Origin of the sequence: Variovorax ureilyticus (assembly GCF_037889935.1) — a bacterium.
GTDB classification, from domain to species: domain Bacteria; phylum Pseudomonadota; class Gammaproteobacteria; order Burkholderiales; family Burkholderiaceae_C; genus Variovorax; species Variovorax ureilyticus.
Genome location: NZ_JBBKZU010000004.1, coordinates 328,774 through 347,502 on the forward strand (window position 1 = coordinate 328,774; position 18,729 = coordinate 347,502).

An 18,729-nucleotide genomic window follows, 5' to 3' on the forward strand; every position below is an offset into this window, starting at 1 on the left:
TGCGATACGTGGGGTCTCCAGCAAGAGCGTGCGGCCAAGCGGCGATCGATTCTAAATGGGTCCGCAGGGGGCTCGTAACCACGACTAAACTCGCCCAACCCTCGATCCCCCGACTGATGACAAGCTTCGCTACCCCCTTGAGTCAACGGTACCCGGACAACCGGAGGGCGCAATGCAGTTGAAGTCCTCATGGCGGTTGCTGCAGCGCGTCCGCGGTCGGCTGCGTCGTGCTGCTGCCGAGGCCGAGGCCAGGGCAGGACTGGCGCCTTTCGTGAAAAAGGAGCAGGGGCGGGTCGCATTGCGTCTGAGCGGTGCGCCAGTCGCACCGGCGGAATCGCTGGATCTCTTCGACGACGACAAGGTGTCGCGCGCGGCCGGCTTGTCGAAGGCCGAGATACTCTGGTCTCCCATCGCGCCGCAGGATGTGGTGGATCATGGGTCCGCTGCTCGCTTCTGCATCGATACGTGGCGCAAGCGCGAAGACCTTCGAGAGAGATTTCCGGCCGGACTGAGCGGGGGCCGGGAAGGGGTGTCCGGCTGGTTTCGCGAGGTGGGGCCTGTCGAACTCGGCCTGTCCGATGCCGCAATCGTTCATGTTCTCGATGCGCTGAAATCCGGCGTGGGTGATCGCGCGAGGCAGGCGTACCTCGCCAATGTCGCATTGGTCTCCGTGCTGCCACAGGGTCTGACCCCGGCGGGGATGCACGATCTCTTTCGGTGGTTCATGCAATCCGGGCGCAGGCAATCGGACTTGCGCCTCGAGGAAATCTGGTGGCTCTTCCTGCAGGCCCAGCACGACCCGCGTAGAGAACTAATGCTGGCCTACTCATTTGCGCCCGCTTGGCAGCAGCAACACCGGGACGGTCTTACGGTGTTCGGTCGTGAAGCCTTCGCGGCCTGGTTCTGCGCGGAGTACGGCGCGGCCGGGTCTTGGACGCACCCGAGTTCCTGGCCCGACTGGCATGGGGCGGTCGATCAGATTCGCATCGGCTACTGGGCGCGAAGCGCCTGGCGCTCCCGTCACCCGGATGCGCTCTGCGACAAGGTCGCCGCACGCGCGCTGCTGGCCTGGCTCACGTCTGCGGAAGCCGAACTGCCCGAGGCCGCGCAAACCTGGTGCAGCAACCTCGATGCCGACGTCGTGTCCACTGAGCTTGTGAAAGTCGGCCTTAACGTCATCGGCCACTTCTGCTACCCCTCCGGCCTTCGCGTTTCGGTCGAATCGATGGTCGAGGGCCTGGAGGCCGTCGGCGTGTCGACTTCGCTGCGCGACGTCCGTACGGACGCGAAGGACGACCCGCACCATGTCGAGTTCCGCGGCGCCGAATGCCACGACATGACCGTGATACACGTCCAGCCCGAGCCGTTCTTCGACCAGGCCTACCGGCGCGCGGATCTTTTCGAGCGCGAGCCTCGGCCCTACCGGATCGCCTATTGGTACTGGGAGTTCGACTCCATTCCGGAGTCCTGGGTCGCGCACGCAAACCAGGTCGACGAAGTCTGGGCGGCGACCGAGTTCGTGGCCCGCGGATTGCGCGAACGGCTTTCCATTCCCGTGCGCACGCTGTTCCCCGGCGTCAAGCTCGCGCCGTTCGAGCGCAGGAGCCGCACTTATTTCGGCCTGAGCGACGGGCCATTCACCTTCCTCTTCACCTTCCACATGGTGAGCGTGATGGAGCGCAAGAACCCGCTGGGCCTCATCGAATCGTTCAAGAAGGCATTCCGACCAGAAGACGCGGTGCGGCTCGTTCTCAAGACCTCGTTCGGCGAGCGCTTTCCGGCACAGATGGCGGAGCTTCGCGAGGCCGCCGCAGGCGCGAACATCACCGTGATCGACCAGGTCTACAGTCCCGACGAGGTGCTGTCCCTGATGGACGCCTGCGACGCTTACGTCTCGCTCCACCGGAGCGAAGGCCTGGGGCTGACGATGGCCGAGGCGATGTTGATGGGCAAGCCGGTGATCGCGACCAACTTCTCTGGCAACGTCGACTTCATGAACGAAGGCAACAGCCTGCTCGTGCCTTATGAACTCGTGAAACTCGGCAAGCCGATTCCGCCCTATGGGGCCGATCTGGAATGGGCGGACCCGTCCGCCGATGAGGCGGCCAGGCTCATGAGGCGCCTGTACGAAAACCAGGAATGGGCCCGGGAACTCGGCGCTCGCGCCAAGGCGAGCGCTGAAGCCAACCTCTCGCTTCCGGCCGCGGGCGCGCGGATTGCGGCCCGGCTGGAGGAAATCAGGGCGCTGCGCCGCCCGGCGCCCTGATCCGCATCCGCGTCACGAGGTCGACACGATGCGGCCGTGCTCGAGGTGAATGACGCGATTGCATTCCTTGGCGATGAGCTCGGGCGAGTGCGATGCGAGCACCAGAATGCCGGACTTCGAGACGACGTCCTTCATGCGCTGCTCCGCCTTGTGCGTGAACTCCGCGTCGCCCACCGAAAGCCATTCGTCCATCAGCAGGATGTCTGCTTCGACGCTGGTGGAGATGGAGAAGGCCAGCCGCATCAGCATCCCGGTCGAATAGGTGCGCACGGGCATGTTGACGTACTCGCCGAGCCCGCTGAACTCGCAGATATCCTCCGTGAGCGAATCGATCTTCTTCTTGCTCATGCCCATCACCAGGCCCCTGAGCATGATGTTCTCGATGCCGGTGGCGTCGGGCTCGATGCCCAGCGAGGGGTCGATCAGGCTCGCGATGGTGCCCTGGCGCACGAACTCGCCCGCCGAGGGTTCATAGACACCGGCAAGCGTGCGAAGCAAGGTCGACTTGCCCGCGCCGTTGTGCCCGACGAGGCCAAGGCGATCGCCGCTCTTGAGCTCGAGATTGATGCCGCTCAATGCCTGCACCACGTTGACGCCCGTTTCCTTGCCGAATCGGCCGCCGGTGACGGACGCCGCCAACGTCTTCTTGAATGACGCGGCGCCCGCTCCGTAAATGGGGAAGTTGACCGCGACGTCTTTGAGGGAAATGAGTGCCATGCTTTTTTACAGCCAATAAACGACCCGGCGCCGGTACTTCGAGAAGAGCATGCTGGCAAGGACGAGGTTGACCGCCGTCCAGCCGAAGATCCCCCACCAGTTGTGGGCGTCGGAGACGTTGCCCATCAGCGGCGCGCGCAGGAGGTCGAGCATCTGGGCGAGCGGGTTGTACAGGATGTAGTGCCCTCGTCCGGGCAGCGTTTCAGGCAGCCAGAAGACCGGCGTCAGGAACATCAGCATCTGCATCACGCTGGTGACGATCTGGGTGATGTCGCGAAAGCGCGTGCAGACCAGGCCCAGCATCAGCCCGAGCGCCTGCGCATTCAGCATGAGCAGCAGGAAAGCCGGCACGAACAGCAGCGCATGCCACGAGAGGGAGATGCCGGCCCAAAGCGCGACGGGAACGTAGATGACGATCTGGTGGGCGAACTGGATCAGGTTGCGCGCCATGCTTCGCCAGACGAACAGGCTGATCGGAAAGTAGCCCTGCTTGAGATAGTTTCCGGAGCCGACGAACGCGTTGCACGAGTCGTTCACCATGCTGGAGAGGAAGTTCCAGAAGATGATGCCGAGCGCCAGATGAGGGAAGAACTTCGACAGCTCGGTGCCGAACAGTGCGCTGTAGAGCGGCCCCATGCCCCCGATCATCGCCGCCATGCTGAGGGTCAGCCACAGCGGGCCGAGCATGGAGCGGCGGTAGCGCAGGACGATGTCGAACCAGGCCAGCGTCCACCAGATGTCGGTGCGGCGGGTTCCTTCCCACCAGTCGCCCCAGGCAGTGCGGTGCAAATTGGAATGTGCTTGACTCATGCGCGTCCGTACGTGTCGGCGAGACGCACGATGTCGTCTTCGCCGAGGTAAACGCCGCATTGGACTTCGATCAGGACCAGTTCGTCCTTGCCAATGTTGGTCAATCGATGCCTTTCCTTGAGCGGGATATAGCGGTACTCCCCGGGAAGCGTCTTGTGCTCGACATCGCCGATCTGAACAATGGCCGTGCCCTGCACCACCACCCAATGCTCAGCTCGCTGATGGTGGTACTGCAGTGACAGCGATTCACCCGGCTTGACGGTTATGCGCTTGACCTTGTACCCGTCCTCTTCCTTCAGGGACGCGTAGGTGCCCCAGGGACGATGGACGACCGCGGGCAGGTTCACCGTCTCATGCTTACGGTCCTTCAGGGTGTCGACGACCGCCTTGACCTTCTGGGCGCTGTCCTTGTGCGCAACGAGCAGCGCATCGGGCGTATCGACGATCACGAGATCGCGCACGCCCAGCGTGGCGACCACCTTCGGCCCATGGCTCTCGACCTGCACGTGCGTGCCGGTGGTGTCGATCGCGACCACGTCGTGTGGCATGGTGTTGCCGCTCGCATCGGAACTGTGCGCTTTCGCGACCGATGGCCATGACCCCACGTCGCTCCACGGGAACTTGGCAGGCACGACGTGGACGTTGCCGGCGCGCTCCATGACCGCGTAGTCGATGCTGATGTCGGGCTGCAGCCCGAAAGCATGCGTGTCGAAACGCACGACGTTGCCCTCGATCTGCGACGAGTCCAGCGCGTGACGGGCTGCCGCAAGGAGTTCGGGCGCATATTGCTCGAAGGCTGACACGATCGCGTCCGCGGTGAAGCAGAACATGCCGCTGTTCCAGTAATAGCGGCCGGTGGCTAGATACTCCTGGGCGGTCTGGAGATCGGGCTTCTCGACGAAACGGATGGCGGGCTGGCTTTCGCGCGACACGTGCGCGACTTCGATATAGCCGAACCCCGTTTCCGGCCCCGTGGGGCTAATTCCGAAGACGACCAGCGATCCTTTGGCAGCCAGCCGAAACGCCTGACTGGCGCTGGCGACGAAGGCTTCGACGTCCGGGACCAGGTGGTCGGCAGAGAGGACGAGCATCACCGTGTCGCCACCGAACTTCCTGGTGCATTCCAATGCGGCAAGTGCGATGGCGGGGCCCGTGTTGCGACCCTTGGGCTCTAGGAGGAGCGTGGCGTCCGGCGCATCCGGCATCTGCCGCAGCACGTCCTTGGTGAGGAACAGATGGTCCTGATTGGTCACGACCATCAGGTCGCCAGTTCCGCAGGCTTGTCCGCGCTCGATAGCTTGCTGGAGCAGTGTCGTTCCGCCGAGCTTCATGAAAGGCTTCGGGAAAGCCTGTCGGGAAAGCGGCCAGAGCCTGGACCCGGAGCCTCCCGAGAGAACCACAGAAAGCACGCGCATCTTATTCCTATAGGGGTTTGCAAGGGCCGCGATTTTACCGGTGAGCCAGGATTCGCCCGATCTCGCCTGTCGCGGGGCGCGAGGATAATGCCTCGCCCGCGCGCGCTCTTTTCCGGTATTCCAAGGCACCTCTTGAGTCCCATTCCCGATCCTCCCTTGTCCGTCTCGGTGGCTCTTTGCACCTACAACGGGGCGCGATTCATCCGCGAGCAGGTTCTCAGCATCTGCCAGCAAACCCGTCCGCCCGATGAGATCGTGATCTCGGACGATGCTTCGAGCGACGGGTGTGTCGAGATCGCGCGACAGACCGTCGCGGCGTGCAACAGCGAGCGCTCCGGGGGCTCCATCGCCCTGCGCGTCCTCGCGAACGCCACGGCGCTGCGCGTCACGAAGAATTTCGAGCAGGCGGTGCGGGCCTGCAGCGGCGATCTGATCGCGCTCTGCGACCAGGACGATGTCTGGGTGCCCGATCGGCTGGAACGCATGGTGGCGGAATTCGAGCGTCGGCCTGATCTGCTGCTTCTGCACTCTGACGCCCGTCTGGTGGATGCAGAGCGCAGGGACCTTGGCCAGTCGCTCTTCCATGCGCTCGAGGTCGTGCCCATCGAACTCGAGCGTGTTCATGGCGGCAGGGCATTCGACGTGCTTCTGCGCAGGAACCTGGTGACAGGTGCCACGACCCTCTTTCGCCGCCGCCTGCTCGACGAGGCGCTGCCGTTTCCTGTCGAATGGCTGCACGATGAATGGCTCGGAATCATTGCGTCGGCCATCGGGCGCGTCGATCTGCTGGAAGATCAGCTGATCGAATACCGCCAGCACGACACCAACCAGGTCGGTGCGAGTCGTGATGCCTTTCTCGACAAGGTCCGCAAGGCCATCGGCTCGCGGGGCGACATCCATGTCAAGCGCGCCTACAAGGCGGAGCTTCTTCTCGCGCGCCTGCTCGAGCTGAAAGAGAAGGTGTCGGCGGAGACCATCGAGAAGACCCGATTGAAGCTCCAGCACCAGCGTTATCGCGCCGCATTGCCGGCGTCGCGGGTTGCGCGGTGCGCGCCGATGCTGCGCGAAATCATGACCGGCCGCTACGACCGCTTCGGCCGCGGCTTTCGCGGCATCGTTCGCGACTTTTTCGAAGCGCCTTGACCTCAGGCCGGCGGCAGCCGGCGATAGCGCCAGAAGGCCGGGGACGTCCACACTTTCAGCAGGCTCGTGAGATGCCAGTAGAGGTGCCGCTTGCTTCGGTGGCTGGCGCGCTGCGCGTCGTGCCGGGCCTGTAGGTCTTCTGCGATCTGGAGGCGCCAGCCGGCCAGGCGAAGCCGGGCGCAGATGTCGAAATCCTCGCCGTACATGAAGAACCGTTCGTCGAAGCCTTGAATCTCCCGATAGGCGTTCGACCGGAAAAGCATGAAGAGGCCCGGAATCCACGCGGGCACGGCGGGGCGGACGTACCCGGGACGCTTGCGCGAGACGATCTCGAGCGGCGTGATGATCGCGCGGTGCTGCTCGGGCACCGTCCTGCCCGGTTCCAGAATCCGCGGTGCCAGCAAGCCGCTGTCGGCACGCGCCTGCGACACGAGCGGGCCGAGCACGTCGGCATCGAAGCGGATATCCGGGTTGAGCACCAGGAACCACGGCGTGGTACAGCGCTCGAAGGCCTGGTTGTGGTTGGCGCCGAAGCCCTTGGGCGACGGGTTCTCGATCCGCTCGACGTCGAACCCCCATTGCATTCCCGACAGCAGGTCGGTTTCGGGGATGTTGATCGTGAGCACGACCTTGGCGATCCGGCCGCCGCTGAACCGATCGAGCTGATCCATCAGCGGGCGTATCAGATCGAGCTGGCCGTGGCTCACGATCGACACGGTGATGGGCGGGGTCAGGGTGGGGGGCGGCGTCGGCATGGTCTAATTTCGCCCGGGAATTCTAGGGTTCCCGCCCCATACCCATGATTGCATTGATCGTCATCAGCTTTGTCATCTCCGCCCTGGGCGTGCAGATCTTCATGCGGCGCGCGCGCCGGCACGCTCGGCGCTACGGGGCCGACATGCCGCAGCGCTTTCACAAGGGGCATGTGCCGCGCCTCGGCGGCGCGGGCATCCTGATGGGAATGGGCGTGGCGTGGCTGGTCGCCGGGATTCCCTCCGATCCCTTCAACGTGTCGTGGCCGCTCAAGACCTCGCTTCTCACGCTGCTGTGCATCTCGCCGGCGGTGCTCGGCGGCATCATCGAGGACGTGACGCAGCAGGTCGCCGTGCGCTACCGGCTCAGCCTCACGATCGGTTGCGCGCTCGTGGTGTGCTGGGTGCTCAACATCGGCGTGTACCGTACCGGCCTTTCGACGCTCGACGGCTGGCTGCAGGCGATGCCCTACGTGGCACTGTTGATCGCGGCGCTGGCCATCGGCGGCCTGCCGCATGCGTTCAACATCATCGACGGCTACAACGGCCTCGCGGGCACCGTGGCCGTGCTGGTGTGCCTCGCGATCTCGCACGTGGCGCTGCAGGTCGGCGACCGGCAGCTCGCGGCGATGGTGATCTGCCTGATGGGCGCCACGGTGGGTTTCCTGATGTGGAACTACCCCCGCGGCAAGATATTCGCGGGCGACGGCGGCGCCTATGTCTGGGGCATGGTGATCGCGATCGCGGCGGTCACGCTGGTGCAGCGGCACCGTGTCGTTTCGCCGTGGTTCCCGATGCTGCTGCTGATCTATCCGGTGTGGGAGACGGTGTTCTCCATCTACCGGAAGGTCGCGCGCGGCCAGTCGCCGGGCATGGCGGATGCCTTGCACTTCCACCAGTTGATCTTCCGTCGCATCGTCCGCGTGGCCTTTGCGGACGACGAGGCGCGCCAGCTGCTCGCGCGCAACAACCGGACGTCGCCGTACCTGTGGATCTTCGCCGCGCTGACGGTGGTGCCGGCGGTGCTGTTCTGGAACAACACCCCCGTGCTGGTCGCCTTCTGCATCCTGTTCATCGCGACCTACGTGTCCGCCTATCTCATGATCGTGCGCTTCAAGGTTCCGCGCTGGCTGCGGCCTTGAGTTCCGCGCCACAATTCGCGAATCCGGACTTCGTCTTTCCACTGCCCACCATGACCGATTCCGTCATCAATATCTCTCCGCGCGACAAGGCCGAAATCCTGGCCCAGGCGCTGCCGTACATCCGCAAGTTCCACGGCAAGACCATCGTCATCAAGTACGGCGGCAACGCCATGACAGATCCCGAACTGCAGGCTGACTTCGCGGAAGATGTGGTGCTGCTCAAGCTCGTGGGCATGAATCCGGTGGTGGTGCATGGCGGCGGCCCGCAGATCGAGGCGGCGCTCAACCGGCTCGGCAAGAAGGGCCACTTCATCCAGGGCATGCGCGTCACGGACTCCGAAACCATGGAAGTCGTCGAGTGGGTGCTGGCCGGCGAAGTGCAGCAGGACATCGTGGGCCTCATCAACCAGGCTGGCGGCAAGGCAGTGGGATTGACCGGCCGCGACGGCGGCCTGATCCGCGCGCAGAAGCTGAAAATGGCCGACCGCAACGATCCCAACCTGCACCATGACGTGGGCCAGGTCGGCGACATCGTCTCGATCGACCCGAGCGTGGTGAAGGCGCTGCAGGACGACGCCTTCATCCCGGTCGTCAGCCCGATCGGCTTCGGCGAGGAGAACGAGAGCTACAACATCAACGCCGATGTCGTGGCCGGCAAGCTGGCCACGGTGCTCAAGGCCGAGAAGCTGATGATGCTCACCAACACGCCCGGCGTGCTCGACAAGAACGGCAATCTGCTGACCAACCTGAGCGCGCGCGAGATCGACGAACTCTTTGCCGACGGCACGATCTCCGGCGGCATGCTGCCGAAGATCGAAGGTGCGCTCGATGCGGCCAAGAGCGGCGTCAATGCGGTGCACATCATCGATGGCCGCGTGCCGCACGCGATGCTCCTGGAGATCCTGACCGAGCAGGCGTTCGGCACGATGATTCGGGCGAGGTAGGCTCGCCCCCAGGCTGCGCGCACTTCGTGTCGCTTCGCCAACCCCCTACCGGGGGCCACACCAGCGGCCCGGCAAAGCCGGTTCCGCGGCGTGTCTGGAACAGGCGTCGCTTCGCTCGCCCTTGGGTTCAGCTTTGGTAGCCGTTCGGATTGGCTTGCTGCCAGCGCCAGCTGTCGGCGCACATCTGGTCCAGGCCGCGGCGGGCGCGCCAGCCGAGGAGATCCTGGGCCAGCGAGGGGTCAGCCCAGTAGGCGGGAACATCGCCGGGCCGGCGGGGGCCGATTTCGTACTTCAGCGGCCGGCCGCTGACGCGCTCGAAGGCCTTCACCACATCGAGGACCGATGCGCCCTCGCCGGTGCCGAGGTTGACCTTGAGCAGGCCGGGCTGCTTTTCCGCGTGCAGCAGTGCAGCCACATGGCCTTCGGCGAGGTCCATCACATGCACGTAGTCGCGCACGCCAGTGCCGTCGGCGGTCGGGTAGTCGCCGCCGTGCACGGCGAGCTTTTCCCGCAGTCCGACTGCGACCTGGCACACGAACGGCATGAGGTTGTTGGGTTTGCCCTGCGGGTGCTCGCCAATCAGGCCGCTTTCGTGGGCGCCGACCGGATTGAAATAGCGCAGCAGCGCCACGCTCCAATCGGGGTGGGCGAGTTGCAGGTCGGACAGGGCCTGCTCGACCATCAGCTTCGACCATCCGTACGGATTGGCCGGGCGCAGCGCCGCGTTCTCGGGAATCGGCGAACGCTCGGGGTCGCCGTAGACGGTGGCCGATGACGAGAAGATCAGCGTCCGCACCCCGGCGGCCTGCATCGCAGCCGCGAGCACCAGGGTGCCGTTGACGTTGTTGTCGTAGTAGGTGACCGGGTCGGCCACGGAGTCGCCCACCGCTTTGAGCCCCGCGAAGTGGATGACGCCGCTGATGCGCAGGTCGCGGAACACCCTGTCGAGCAGGGCCCGGTCGCGAACGTCGCCTTCGATGAATTGCGGCTTCTTTCCCGTGATCCGTTCCAGCCGGTCGAGCACCCGCACGTCGCTGTTGACGAGGTTGTCCAGGATTGCCGGCGTATAGCCCGCCTGCGCCAGGGCCACGCAGGTATGGCTGCCGATGAAGCCGGCGCCGCCGGTGACAAGAATGGTTGCGCTCATCGAATTCGATCCTGGTCGATTGAAAAGATGTGTCGATTCTGCGCGACAAGCAGGGCTTGTCCGGTTGGCAGCCGCTAACAGCCGTGTGCGAGAATCATTTTTTTACATTTTGCGCGTGCCCATGCAGAACGACGAGCCCAGCGCCGTTGGCGCCCCCAGCACCTCAGACCCGGTGGCCGCACCGATGCGAAAGCGGCCCAAGCCGGGAGAAAGGCGCGTGCAGATTCTCCAGGCCTTGGCGTCCATGCTCGAGCAGCCGGGCGCCGAACGCGTGACCACCGCGGCGCTGGCCGCCCGACTGGAAGTGAGCGAGGCCGCGCTTTACCGGCACTTCGCGAGCAAGGCGCAAATGTTCGAGGGGCTGATCGACTTCATCGAGCAGAGCGTGTTCACCCTCGTCAACCAGATCGTCGAGCGCGAAGGCGCGGGCCGCGACCAGGCTGCGCGCATCGTCGCGATGGTGGTGCAGTTCGCCGAGAAGAATCCGGGCATGACCCGCGTGATGGTGGGCGATGCGCTGGTGTTCGAGAACGAGCGGCTGCAAAACCGCATGAACCAGTTCTTCGACAAGATTGAGGCGACGCTGCGCCAGACTCTGCGCGATGCCGCGTCGGGCGAAGGCTCGGCCACGCCCACCGTCGACGCCCAGGTGCGGGCTTCCGCGCTCACCGCCTTCGTGGTGGGGCGACTTCAGCGCTTCGCGCGCTCAGGGTTCCGGCGCGCGCCCTCGGAGAACTTGGATGCGGCGGTTGCGCTGATGCTCTGAGTGCAGCCTCGCGTTCGCAAGCTCGCCCACCGTCTCAATTGATAGTGAAGCCGTGACGTGCCGAGAGGTCGGTGCTGCAACCGCAGCGGCATGCACCTTCATCTCGTTCAAGTCGGTCTCGTCGCAGTCTTTCTCTTGCGGCCAGATATCTACCTTGGTGTTGGCATTGACAAACCATCGCTCGGGGCCACGGGTCCTGATGCCTGCTCGGTTCCCTGTTCGACTTGCTCGCTCTGCTTCTGGGTATCAGCCGCCCGCGGCGCAAATCGCCCACCTCTGCGAAACGCGTGCTCCGGTCCGGCGTAGTGCTTTAAAGAACGTCGACGCTTCATATAGTGCCCCATGAGCATTGCGGCCACTTCCGGGTCGAACGTTGCTTTGATGTTCGCCGCGGCCGTCGAGCGGGTGTCATACAACGAATAGAGCCGCCCGTCTTCGAACATGAGCTCGCAAGCCGTGGTCAGGGCTTTGCGACAGCCGTCGTAGAGCCGCTTGAAAGTTTGATCACTGCCCCCAGCCAAGTAAGCCTGCACATTGTGCAGGTGTCCGTCCACCGCACCAATCCGGCGGGGGTGGACCGCGATATCGCGCCAAGCCAGACCCGCGTTGTGCAGTTCCCAGGCACGCAGGCGCCGAAGCGACTCAAACGCAATCTCGTTGGCAGGGTCCGTACGCGCTTCGGCCTCGTCGAAGAACGCGAAATTTCGCGCGACCAGTGTCATGTCGCATTCGGCGGCCTTGAGGACCGCGGTGACGCTGCCGGGGTCCGCCTCGGCCATTGCCGCCAGATCCGCCTCGGCGCGAGTGAGCAAGCGCTGGGGAATATGAGCCCAGGCGATCGGGGGCTGCTTCTTGAGCTTCGCGTTGGGCAGGCGCAGGATTCCCCGCTCACGGTCCTGCCAGTACGCGTTCTCCCATTCGCCCGGACGCGCGCCCGTTGCGAGACCGGCGATGAGCCAGGTCGTGGTCTTGGCCGCCCAATCTTGTTTGGAGCGGTTGGCCGAGAGCAGCCCGTCGAGGATGGGCTTGAGGTCGGCCTCCGGAATGAATCGGGCGCTCTCCCGTGAGCGCCGCGAGATCACGTCGGCGATCTTGTCCTTGGACCGGCTCAGGCGCGGATTGAAGTCGCGCACAGCCTCCAAGCCCTCACTGCGATCTTGATCATGAAAGTCGTAGTCGGGCTGATTCAGTGCCCAAACGATTGCTGACCGGTAGACGCACTTGGTTCCTATAGCGAGAGTCGGATCAGTATCCAGGTCGTTAAGGATCTGGGTCGGCGTGACATCGGCGGGTTCGACCCCGAGCGCGAGGGCCGTCCGTGTCTGAAGCATGCGGTAGCACCGCTGGTATTTGGTTGCCGTCTTGTCCGACACGGGTATGACCGCTTTGGCATACCAGACACTCAGTTGTTGCGTAGGAGATGATGGGTAATTTGAAATGCTCATTCGTCAAATATTGGAAGGTGAGGATTACGGGCAGCCTCGCCAAGAACGCGTTCGGAGAAGGCGGGGCCCCCAACAAGCACGACGCCTGCGGAGCCTCATTCTCGGTAGAAGAATCTTCGCGTTGACAAATGTTTTCGGCCGGCATCGCGAAAAGTCGGCCATCAGTGGTCTCCCACCCAAATGGCTAAGAACTGCGAAGTATTTTGGATACAAATCGGGTATTAACCGGCGAAGAGTCGCAGCTCTTCGCAATTAGACCGGGGAATGTCGCGGCAGTCGGCGACTTCTACTCCGCGACCGGTTCAATATCAACCAAACCGGTAATTGCGAAGAATCCTGATTTCGTCGCAGTTCGGCTCGTTTTTTTGATCAATGGTGGACGCTCGGTGTCCAAGCGCATCGCAGTCGTCAACTGCGACGAGTTGCGACTTTTCGCAGTAGGCTCTGCAGAATCATGTGACATTCAATTGCGATGGGTTGCTACTCTTCGCAATGCCTGTTGAGGCGCGGGCAGTCACGACGCCGATCCGAAAAACAATCCTTCGCAATCTGGGAGAACTCGTTTGCAGTCGATCGTGTCGTCACCTCGATCGACGAGTGGCGGATTGCGTCATTGTTCTCATTGGGTGTCTTGTGTTCGCCCGGATGGGCCCGGGAGGGTTGCGCGCACCCTGCAGTGAGATGCGGCTCAACTCGTTCACGTACACAGTGGATGTCCAGTCCGACGCATACCGCGACGACAACCATACAGACGATGAGCGCGCGGGATGCGTGACTACGACTATCGGTCCATCAAAGGGCTGGTTCAGCCACCGGTTGACAAAGGGGAGTGTGCACAAACTTTACAGGCCCACATCCCTCTCTCAGGGGCGGTGCTCGGATACGCCAAGTACTATCCGGGCGCTGGACTCGGCTTGTGAAGCTACCTGCTAGGAGTCCTTTGTTAGATCATCGATTTGGCTTGGTTCAGGACGAAGTCGCAGGCCTTCTTGGTGAGCTCGGCCTTGAGCCCGCCGCCGGTCAGGTCCATCTTCTTGCCGTCGCTGCTGGTCAGGATTCCCTTCGACCCATCCACATACCCCGCGTCGGAAGCCGGCTGGCCGCCGGGAATCTTGCCCATGAGTTGATCCTTGATCGACGAGGCGCTTGCGCCGCTGAGGTAGTTGTTCTTCAGGCAGTACTCCAGCACGCCCGCGGCGTTGCCGAGACTGCCCGACGCCATCGATCCGGCGCCCGGACTCGCGCCTCCGGCGAGCCCCTTGAGTGCGTCGAGGCCCTGCGCGTGCGCGCAACCGAGCGCGCCGATCAAGGCCAGTGCCAGACCCTGTCGCGTGAAGCGGTTCATTCGTACCTCCTTGAAATCGAAAGACGCGCGAAGCCTAGCGCAACCCCGGGGCGGGTCCGCGACGACATTGCAACAGTTCGTGGGCAGAATGCAGAGATCCCAACGCGAGTGTCTGATGACGCATGAAGACTCCGGCAATGCCAACGCTGCCCACGGGCCGACGACTCGTCTTCTGGCTGGCGTTGGTCGCCGCGCTCGTCGTGGCGATCTGGCTCGTCGTGCGCTACCTGAGCCCGTTGCCGCCGCGCATGCTCGTGATGAGCACCGGCGCCACCGATGGCGCCTACCACCGTTTCGGCCTGCGCTATCAGGAGTTGCTGAAGGCCGAAGGCATCCGGCTGGAATTGAGGCCGTCCAGCGGTGGCGTTGAAAACCTGCAGCGGCTCAACGACGGCACGGTCGAGGTGGCGCTCGTGCAGGGCGGCACCGGCGTCCTCGCGCTCGACCCCGATGCAACGGTCGATTCGACGCCGCTGCGCTCGCTGGCCACGGTGGCCTTCGAGCCGGTCTGGATCTTCACGCGCACGCTCGACGTGTCCAAGGGACTCGAAGCGTTGGCGGGCAAGCGCATCGCAGTGGGCGTCGCGGGCAGCGGCAACTACCAGGTCGCGCACCAGTTGCTGGCCGTCTACGGCATCACCGTGCCGGACGGACAGCAGGGCACGGCCGACGGCACGACCTTCGTGAGCTCTGGCGGCCTTGCAGCCGCCGACCAGCTGGCAAAGGGCGAGGTGGATGCGGTGATCATCATCGCGGCGCCGCAGGCGCCGGCCGTGCAGAGGCTGCTTGCCGATCCGGCCGTGCGGCTGGCATCGCTCGATCACGTCGAGGGTCTTGCGCGCCGCTATCCGTACTTCCGGCCGGTCAGCCTGAAGCGAGGCTCCGTCAATCCGAAGCTCGACCTGCCCGCGCAAGACATCAGTCTGCTGGCGACGACGGCCAATCTCGTGGTGCGCGATGAATTGCATCCGGCGTTGGCCTATCTGCTGCTCGAAGCCGCGCGGCAGGTGCATCGGCAGCCCAGCCTCATCAATCGGCCGGACGATTTCCCGAGTCCGCAAGGGACCGACTTCCCCTTGTCGGACCAGGCCGATCGGTACTTCAAGCATGGCCGGCCGTTCCTGCAGAACTACCTGCCGTTCTGGGCCGCCAACTACGTGCAGCGGCTGCTTCTGCTCGTGGTGCCGCTGGTGGCAATTCTGGTGCCGCTCGGGCGCGTGCTGCCGGGAGTCATCGGCTGGCGACGCCGCAGCCGGCTGTACCGGCGCTACGGCGAACTGAAGTTTCTCGAACAGGATCTCGCGTCGCGCAAGCTCGACGCCGCAGAGCGCAGCCAGGCGCTGTCACGGCTCGACCACATCGAGGAAGAGATCATCGGGACCAAGTTCCCGCTGGACTTCTCGGACCGGGTCTACACGCTGCGTCAGCACGTGGACTATGTCCGCGCGCAGTTGAACCGGCAGATGGAAGCCGCCGACGATCGCCGCGACGCGCGGTGAGCGCACATGAAAAAAGCCGGAGCCGCATCGCTGCGGTTCCGGCTTTTCATTGCCCCGGTATGGATTACAGGGCGGCTTGGCGGGTGAACGACACCTTCGGCTTGCTGTACGCCGCAGGCACCTGGTCGCGGTAGAACGCGCGGCGATCGAGGCTTTGCAGCGGGTTGTGCGCGGCTGCGACAGCCTGTTCACGCACGGCGGTGCGATCGGTCGTCGAGGCGACGGCTTCCACGCCGGCGTCGGCGGCATCGCCGTAAGCGTTGCCGGCGCGAGCGGCAGCCACGGCGCCAGTTTGAACTTCGGCGCGGCTGTTCGCGCTGGTCAGGGGATGGACGCCGTCATAGGTTTCGGCGTTGGCGCCAGCGACGGCCAGGAGGGAGAGAGCAGCCGCTGCGAGGATCTTCGAGGTGTTCATGTCAGGTTTTCCTTGAATGCGTTTGGACGATTCCGAACCGGTCGCGGGGTGTGTCGCCATCCTTCTGGAGGCCACAGCGCTCAGTGCCTGTTCGCCCAGATCAGCGTGTTGGCTGGTCCGTGGAATGAAGTTTGCGCGCATTTGCTAGGTAAAAACCCTCAGAAAAAGAAGCGCGGCGTCACCAAATTGGAAACAATCGCCCGTCGCGCCGGCGATGCTGCGGGGCGCGCAAACGCATCGCAAACCCGTCAGGCGACGGGGACACCGACCTTTTTGCCCGCCTCGACGATTTCGCTCCAGGTCGCGTCATCGAGCCAGATTCCGTCGTGCTCGCGGGCCGCACGGGCTTTGCGCTCGGGTTCGCCGGCAATCTGTACCGAATCGAAACCGGCGCCCGGCGGGCTCTGCCGCAGCCACTCGATGAAGGACGTGGCCTCCTGCTCGAAGGCGGCCTGTGTGCCGAGCTTCGCGGGATCGATGAGGACGGTGAGCATCCCGTTGAGCACGGTGCGCGCCGCGTCGGCCGGCCGATGCCATGTGCCGCCGCCCGTCAGCGCGCCGCCGAGCAGTTCGCAGGCCACCGCCATGCCATAGCCCTTGTGCTCGCCGAAGGTCATGAGCGCACCGAAAAGCCCATTGCTCTGAGGCACCACGACCACGCCCGGGTCGGTGGTCGGCGCGCCGTGCTCGTCGATGAGGTAGCCGGCGGGCACCCGTTCGCCCTTGTTGTGCGCCACGCGCATCTTGCCTTGCGCCACGCGGCTGGTCGCGAAGTCGAGGATGAAAGGCTCCGCACCCGCGAGCGGCACGCCGATGCAGCAGGGGTTGGTGCCGAAGCGCCCGTCGCCGCCGCCCCACGGCGCGACCACCGGCCGCGACAACACGTTGACGAAGTGCATCGACACCAGCCCTTGCGCGGTCGCCATCTCGGCGAAATGCCCGATCCGCCCCAGGTGATGCGATTCGGCGAGCGAGACGATGCAACTGCCGTGCTCCTTCGCGCGTGCGATGCCGAGTTCCATCGCCTGCACGCCGACGATCTGCCCGTAGCCGTGCTGCCCGTCGAGCGCGAGCATCGCGCCCGCATCGAGCCTGACCTTCACCGATGCATTCGGCTTGAGGCCGCCTTCGGCCACTGCATCGACATAGCGCGGCACCATGCCGACCCCGTGCGAATCGTGCCCGCTCAGGTTGGCCAGCACGAGGTTGGATGCGACTTGCTCGGCCTCGGCGGGGGAACTGCCGGCGGCCTGGACGATGGCTGCGACCTGCTTTCGCAGCGTGGACGCCTGAATGGTTCTGGACATGAGGTCTCTTTCTTACATGACTGCGCCAACTTGCCACGGCACGAATTCGTTCTGGCCATAGCCGTGCTTCTCGCTCTTCGAGGCCTCGCCCGAGGCCGTTGCGAGCACGAGATCGAAGATGCGCTGGCCCATCTCCTGGATCGACACCGTGCCCTCGACGATCTCGCCGCAGTTGATGTCCATGTCCTCTTCCTGCCGCTGCCAGAGCGCCGAGTTGGTCGCGAGCTTGAGCGAAGGCGAAGGCGCGCAGCCGTAGGCGGAGCCGCGGCCGGTGGTGAAGCAGATCATGTTCGCGCCGCCTGCCACCTGCCCGGTGGCGCTGACCGGGTCGTAGCCCGGCGTGTCCATGTAGACGAAGCCGTGCGCAGTCACCGGCTCGGCGTATTCGTAGACCGCTTCGAGGTTGCTGGTGCCGCCCTTGGCGACCGCGCCCAGCGACTTCTCGAGGATGGTCGTGAGCCCGCCGGCCTTGTTGCCTGGCGACGGGTTGTTGTTCATCTCGCCTTCGTTGATGGCGGTGTAGTGCTCCCACCAGCGGATGCGGTCGACGAGCTTTTCGCCGACCTCCCGGCGCACCGCGCGGCGCGTCAGCAGGTGCTCGGCGCCGTACACCTCCGGCGTTTCGGACAGGATCGCGGTGCCGCCATGCGCCACCAGGAGATCCACCGCCGCACCCAGGGCAGGATTGGCGCTGATGCCCGAATAGCCGTCCGAGCCCCCGCACTGCAGCCCGATCGTGATGTGCGACGCACTGCAGGGTTCCCGCTCCACTGCATTGGCGCGCGGCAGCATCTCGTTGATCAGAGCGATGCCTTTCTCGACGGTCTTGCGGGTGCCGCCGGTGTCCTGGATGTTGAAGACGCGCAGGTTCTCGCCTTCCTGGAGGTTGCCGGTCGCGAGCCATGCATTGATCTGGTTCGCCTCGCAGCCCAGCCCGACGACGAGCACGGCCGCGAAGTTGGCATGTGTCGCATAGCCGGTCAGGGTACGTTCGAGAATCTGCATGCCGAGCCCGCCGGCGTCCATGCCGCAGCCGGTCCCGTGCGTGAGGGCCACCACGCCATCGACATTCGGGAAGTCCGCGAGCGCTGCCGGGTTGGTCTTGCGCGAGAAGTGGTCCGCGATCGCGCGGGCTGCCGTTGCGGAACAGTTGACGCTGGTCAGCACGCCGATGTAGTTGCGCGTCGCCACGCGGCCGTCCGCACGTCGGATGCCCATGAAGCTGGCTTCGCGTCGCGCGGGCGGCGTCTTGACGTCGGCGCCGAAGGCGTAGTCGCGGTCGAAGTGGCCCTTGTCCGGCCCCATGTCGAGGTTGTGCGTGTGCACGTGTTCGCCAGCCGCGATCGGCCGGCTCGCGAAGCCGATGATCTGGTTGTAGCGCCGCACCGGTTCGCCCTGCGCGATCGCACGCACTGCGATCTTGTGGCCCGGCGGGATCAGCCCGCGTGCGGTCACGCCTTCGACGGGCGTGCCGCCGAGCAACTGCCCGCGCGCGATCACGACGTCGTCGGCGGGATGGAGGCGGATAAAGGGGTTCATGGGTTTTGTCCTTTTGTCATTCCGATGGGCTGCCTGCATTGCAGCCGGCCGGCTACACGAAGTGAGCAAGCAACGGG

Annotated in this window: 16 protein-coding genes; 6 read left to right on the forward strand and 10 right to left on the reverse strand. The window is 64.6% G+C overall.

Annotated features, from left to right (window positions below):
* Positions 1 to 172 precede the first annotated feature (172 nt).
* Positions 173 to 2,266, forward strand: a complete 2,094-nt coding sequence (locus WKW77_RS11740; RefSeq protein ID WP_340357012.1) for a glycosyltransferase family 4 protein — start codon at positions 173 to 175, stop codon at positions 2,264 to 2,266.
* Between the two features lie 12 nt (positions 2,267 to 2,278).
* On the opposite strand, the gene WKW77_RS11745 is transcribed toward WKW77_RS11740, so the two are convergent.
* From WKW77_RS11745 to WKW77_RS11755, 3 genes are read right to left on the reverse strand one after another with little or no spacing between them, the layout of a single operon-like run.
* On the reverse strand, positions 2,279 to 2,983 hold the full coding sequence (locus WKW77_RS11745; RefSeq protein WP_340357013.1) for an ABC transporter ATP-binding protein: 705 nt from the start codon (positions 2,981 to 2,983) through the stop codon (positions 2,279 to 2,281).
* Positions 2,984 to 2,989: 6 nt separating this feature from the next.
* Complete coding sequence (locus WKW77_RS11750) at positions 2,990 to 3,772, reverse strand: ABC transporter permease (protein WP_340357014.1); 783 nt, start codon at positions 3,770 to 3,772, stop codon at positions 2,990 to 2,992.
* 17 nt (positions 3,773 to 3,789) lie between these two features.
* Positions 3,790 to 5,208, reverse strand: a complete 1,419-nt coding sequence (locus WKW77_RS11755) for a mannose-1-phosphate guanylyltransferase/mannose-6-phosphate isomerase (RefSeq protein WP_340357160.1) — start codon at positions 5,206 to 5,208, stop codon at positions 3,790 to 3,792.
* Positions 5,209 to 5,295: 87 nt separating this feature from the next.
* On the opposite strand from WKW77_RS11755, the gene WKW77_RS11760 reads away from it, so the two are divergent.
* Entirely contained in the window at positions 5,296 to 6,351 is a 1,056-nt protein-coding gene (locus WKW77_RS11760) for a glycosyltransferase family 2 protein (RefSeq protein ID WP_340357015.1), read from the forward strand.
* Between the two features lie 2 nt (positions 6,352 to 6,353).
* Here the strand turns inward: WKW77_RS11760 and WKW77_RS11765 are convergent, their stop codons facing one another.
* Positions 6,354 to 7,106 carry a glycosyltransferase family 2 protein gene (locus WKW77_RS11765; RefSeq protein WP_340357016.1) on the reverse strand — a complete coding sequence of 251 codons (753 nt, stop codon included), beginning with the start codon at positions 7,104 to 7,106 and terminating at the stop codon, positions 6,354 to 6,356.
* A 44-nt stretch (positions 7,107 to 7,150) separates the two neighbouring features.
* Between WKW77_RS11765 and WKW77_RS11770 the strand changes: the two genes are divergently transcribed.
* Both WKW77_RS11770 and argB read left to right on the forward strand, forming a co-directional pair.
* Positions 7,151 to 8,245, forward strand: coding sequence for a glycosyltransferase family 4 protein (locus WKW77_RS11770; RefSeq protein ID WP_340357017.1), 1,095 nt, complete (start codon positions 7,151 to 7,153; stop codon positions 8,243 to 8,245).
* A gap of 50 nt (positions 8,246 to 8,295) precedes the next feature.
* Positions 8,296 to 9,189: an acetylglutamate kinase gene (argB, locus tag WKW77_RS11775; protein WP_340357018.1), complete on the forward strand. Its 894-nt coding sequence runs from the start codon at positions 8,296 to 8,298 to the stop codon at positions 9,187 to 9,189.
* Positions 9,190 to 9,316: 127 nt separating this feature from the next.
* On the opposite strand, the gene galE is transcribed toward argB, so the two are convergent.
* A complete protein-coding gene (gene galE, locus WKW77_RS11780; RefSeq protein ID WP_340357019.1) occupies positions 9,317 to 10,336 on the reverse strand; it encodes a UDP-glucose 4-epimerase GalE in 1,020 nt (339 codons plus the stop codon).
* A 121-nt stretch (positions 10,337 to 10,457) separates the two neighbouring features.
* Between galE and slmA the strand changes: the two genes are divergently transcribed.
* The gene (gene slmA / locus WKW77_RS11785) at positions 10,458 to 11,102 is read left to right on the forward strand and encodes a nucleoid occlusion factor SlmA (RefSeq protein ID WP_340357161.1); all 645 of its coding nucleotides are present in this window, start codon (positions 10,458 to 10,460) and stop codon (positions 11,100 to 11,102) included.
* Positions 11,103 to 11,251: 149 nt separating this feature from the next.
* Here slmA and WKW77_RS11790 read toward each other — a convergent pair whose 3' ends face one another.
* Together WKW77_RS11790 and WKW77_RS11795 are read right to left on the reverse strand one after the other, a co-directional pair.
* Complete coding sequence (locus WKW77_RS11790) at positions 11,252 to 12,547, reverse strand: hypothetical protein (RefSeq protein ID WP_340357020.1); 1,296 nt, start codon at positions 12,545 to 12,547, stop codon at positions 11,252 to 11,254.
* A 943-nt stretch (positions 12,548 to 13,490) separates the two neighbouring features.
* Positions 13,491 to 13,892, reverse strand: a complete 402-nt coding sequence (locus WKW77_RS11795; protein WP_340357021.1) for a DUF2501 domain-containing protein — start codon at positions 13,890 to 13,892, stop codon at positions 13,491 to 13,493.
* Between the two features lie 137 nt (positions 13,893 to 14,029).
* Between WKW77_RS11795 and WKW77_RS11800 the strand changes: the two genes are divergently transcribed.
* Positions 14,030 to 15,391, forward strand: coding sequence for a TAXI family TRAP transporter solute-binding subunit (locus WKW77_RS11800; protein ID WP_340357022.1), 1,362 nt, complete (start codon positions 14,030 to 14,032; stop codon positions 15,389 to 15,391).
* Between the two features lie 64 nt (positions 15,392 to 15,455).
* On the opposite strand, the gene WKW77_RS11805 is transcribed toward WKW77_RS11800, so the two are convergent.
* From WKW77_RS11805 to WKW77_RS11815, 3 genes are all read right to left on the reverse strand, one after another.
* Positions 15,456 to 15,806 carry an alpha/beta hydrolase gene (locus tag WKW77_RS11805; protein ID WP_340357023.1) on the reverse strand — a complete coding sequence of 117 codons (351 nt, stop codon included), beginning with the start codon at positions 15,804 to 15,806 and terminating at the stop codon, positions 15,456 to 15,458.
* Positions 15,807 to 16,054: 248 nt separating this feature from the next.
* Positions 16,055 to 17,113: a malate/lactate/ureidoglycolate dehydrogenase gene (locus tag WKW77_RS11810; protein WP_340357024.1), complete on the reverse strand. Its 1,059-nt coding sequence runs from the start codon at positions 17,111 to 17,113 to the stop codon at positions 16,055 to 16,057.
* Between the two features lie 12 nt (positions 17,114 to 17,125).
* Positions 17,126 to 18,652 (reverse strand): UxaA family hydrolase, encoded by a 1,527-nt coding sequence (locus tag WKW77_RS11815; RefSeq protein ID WP_340357025.1) that lies wholly within the window; start codon positions 18,650 to 18,652, stop codon positions 17,126 to 17,128.
* Between the last annotated feature and the right edge of the window lie 77 nt (positions 18,653 to 18,729).

What these genes read in the sequence shown, in the direction of transcription:
- WKW77_RS11790 (WP_340357020.1), bottom strand. Translation starts at nt 12,547, where the DNA reads ATGAGCATTTCAAATTACCCATCATCTCCTACGCAACAACTGAGTGTC.
- WKW77_RS11755 (WP_340357160.1), bottom strand. Translation starts at nt 5,208, where the DNA reads ATGCGCGTGCTTTCTGTGGTTCTCTCGGGAGGCTCCGGGTCCAGGCTC.
- WKW77_RS11810 (WP_340357024.1), bottom strand. Translation starts at nt 17,113, where the DNA reads ATGTCCAGAACCATTCAGGCGTCCACGCTGCGAAAGCAGGTCGCAGCC.
- WKW77_RS11740 (WP_340357012.1), top strand. Translation starts at nt 173, where the DNA reads ATGCAGTTGAAGTCCTCATGGCGGTTGCTGCAGCGCGTCCGCGGTCGG.
- WKW77_RS11805 (WP_340357023.1), bottom strand. Translation starts at nt 15,806, where the DNA reads ATGAACACCTCGAAGATCCTCGCAGCGGCTGCTCTCTCCCTCCTGGCC.
- WKW77_RS11765 (WP_340357016.1), bottom strand. Translation starts at nt 7,106, where the DNA reads ATGCCGACGCCGCCCCCCACCCTGACCCCGCCCATCACCGTGTCGATC.
- WKW77_RS11795 (WP_340357021.1), bottom strand. Translation starts at nt 13,892, where the DNA reads ATGAACCGCTTCACGCGACAGGGTCTGGCACTGGCCTTGATCGGCGCG.
- WKW77_RS11745 (WP_340357013.1), bottom strand. Translation starts at nt 2,983, where the DNA reads ATGGCACTCATTTCCCTCAAAGACGTCGCGGTCAACTTCCCCATTTAC.
- slmA (WP_340357161.1), top strand. Translation starts at nt 10,458, where the DNA reads ATGCAGAACGACGAGCCCAGCGCCGTTGGCGCCCCCAGCACCTCAGAC.
- WKW77_RS11800 (WP_340357022.1), top strand. Translation starts at nt 14,030, where the DNA reads ATGCCAACGCTGCCCACGGGCCGACGACTCGTCTTCTGGCTGGCGTTG.
- argB (WP_340357018.1), top strand. Translation starts at nt 8,296, where the DNA reads ATGACCGATTCCGTCATCAATATCTCTCCGCGCGACAAGGCCGAAATC.
- WKW77_RS11760 (WP_340357015.1), top strand. Translation starts at nt 5,296, where the DNA reads ATGCCTCGCCCGCGCGCGCTCTTTTCCGGTATTCCAAGGCACCTCTTG.
- WKW77_RS11770 (WP_340357017.1), top strand. Translation starts at nt 7,151, where the DNA reads ATGATTGCATTGATCGTCATCAGCTTTGTCATCTCCGCCCTGGGCGTG.
- WKW77_RS11815 (WP_340357025.1), bottom strand. Translation starts at nt 18,652, where the DNA reads ATGAACCCCTTTATCCGCCTCCATCCCGCCGACGACGTCGTGATCGCG.
- galE (WP_340357019.1), bottom strand. Translation starts at nt 10,336, where the DNA reads ATGAGCGCAACCATTCTTGTCACCGGCGGCGCCGGCTTCATCGGCAGC.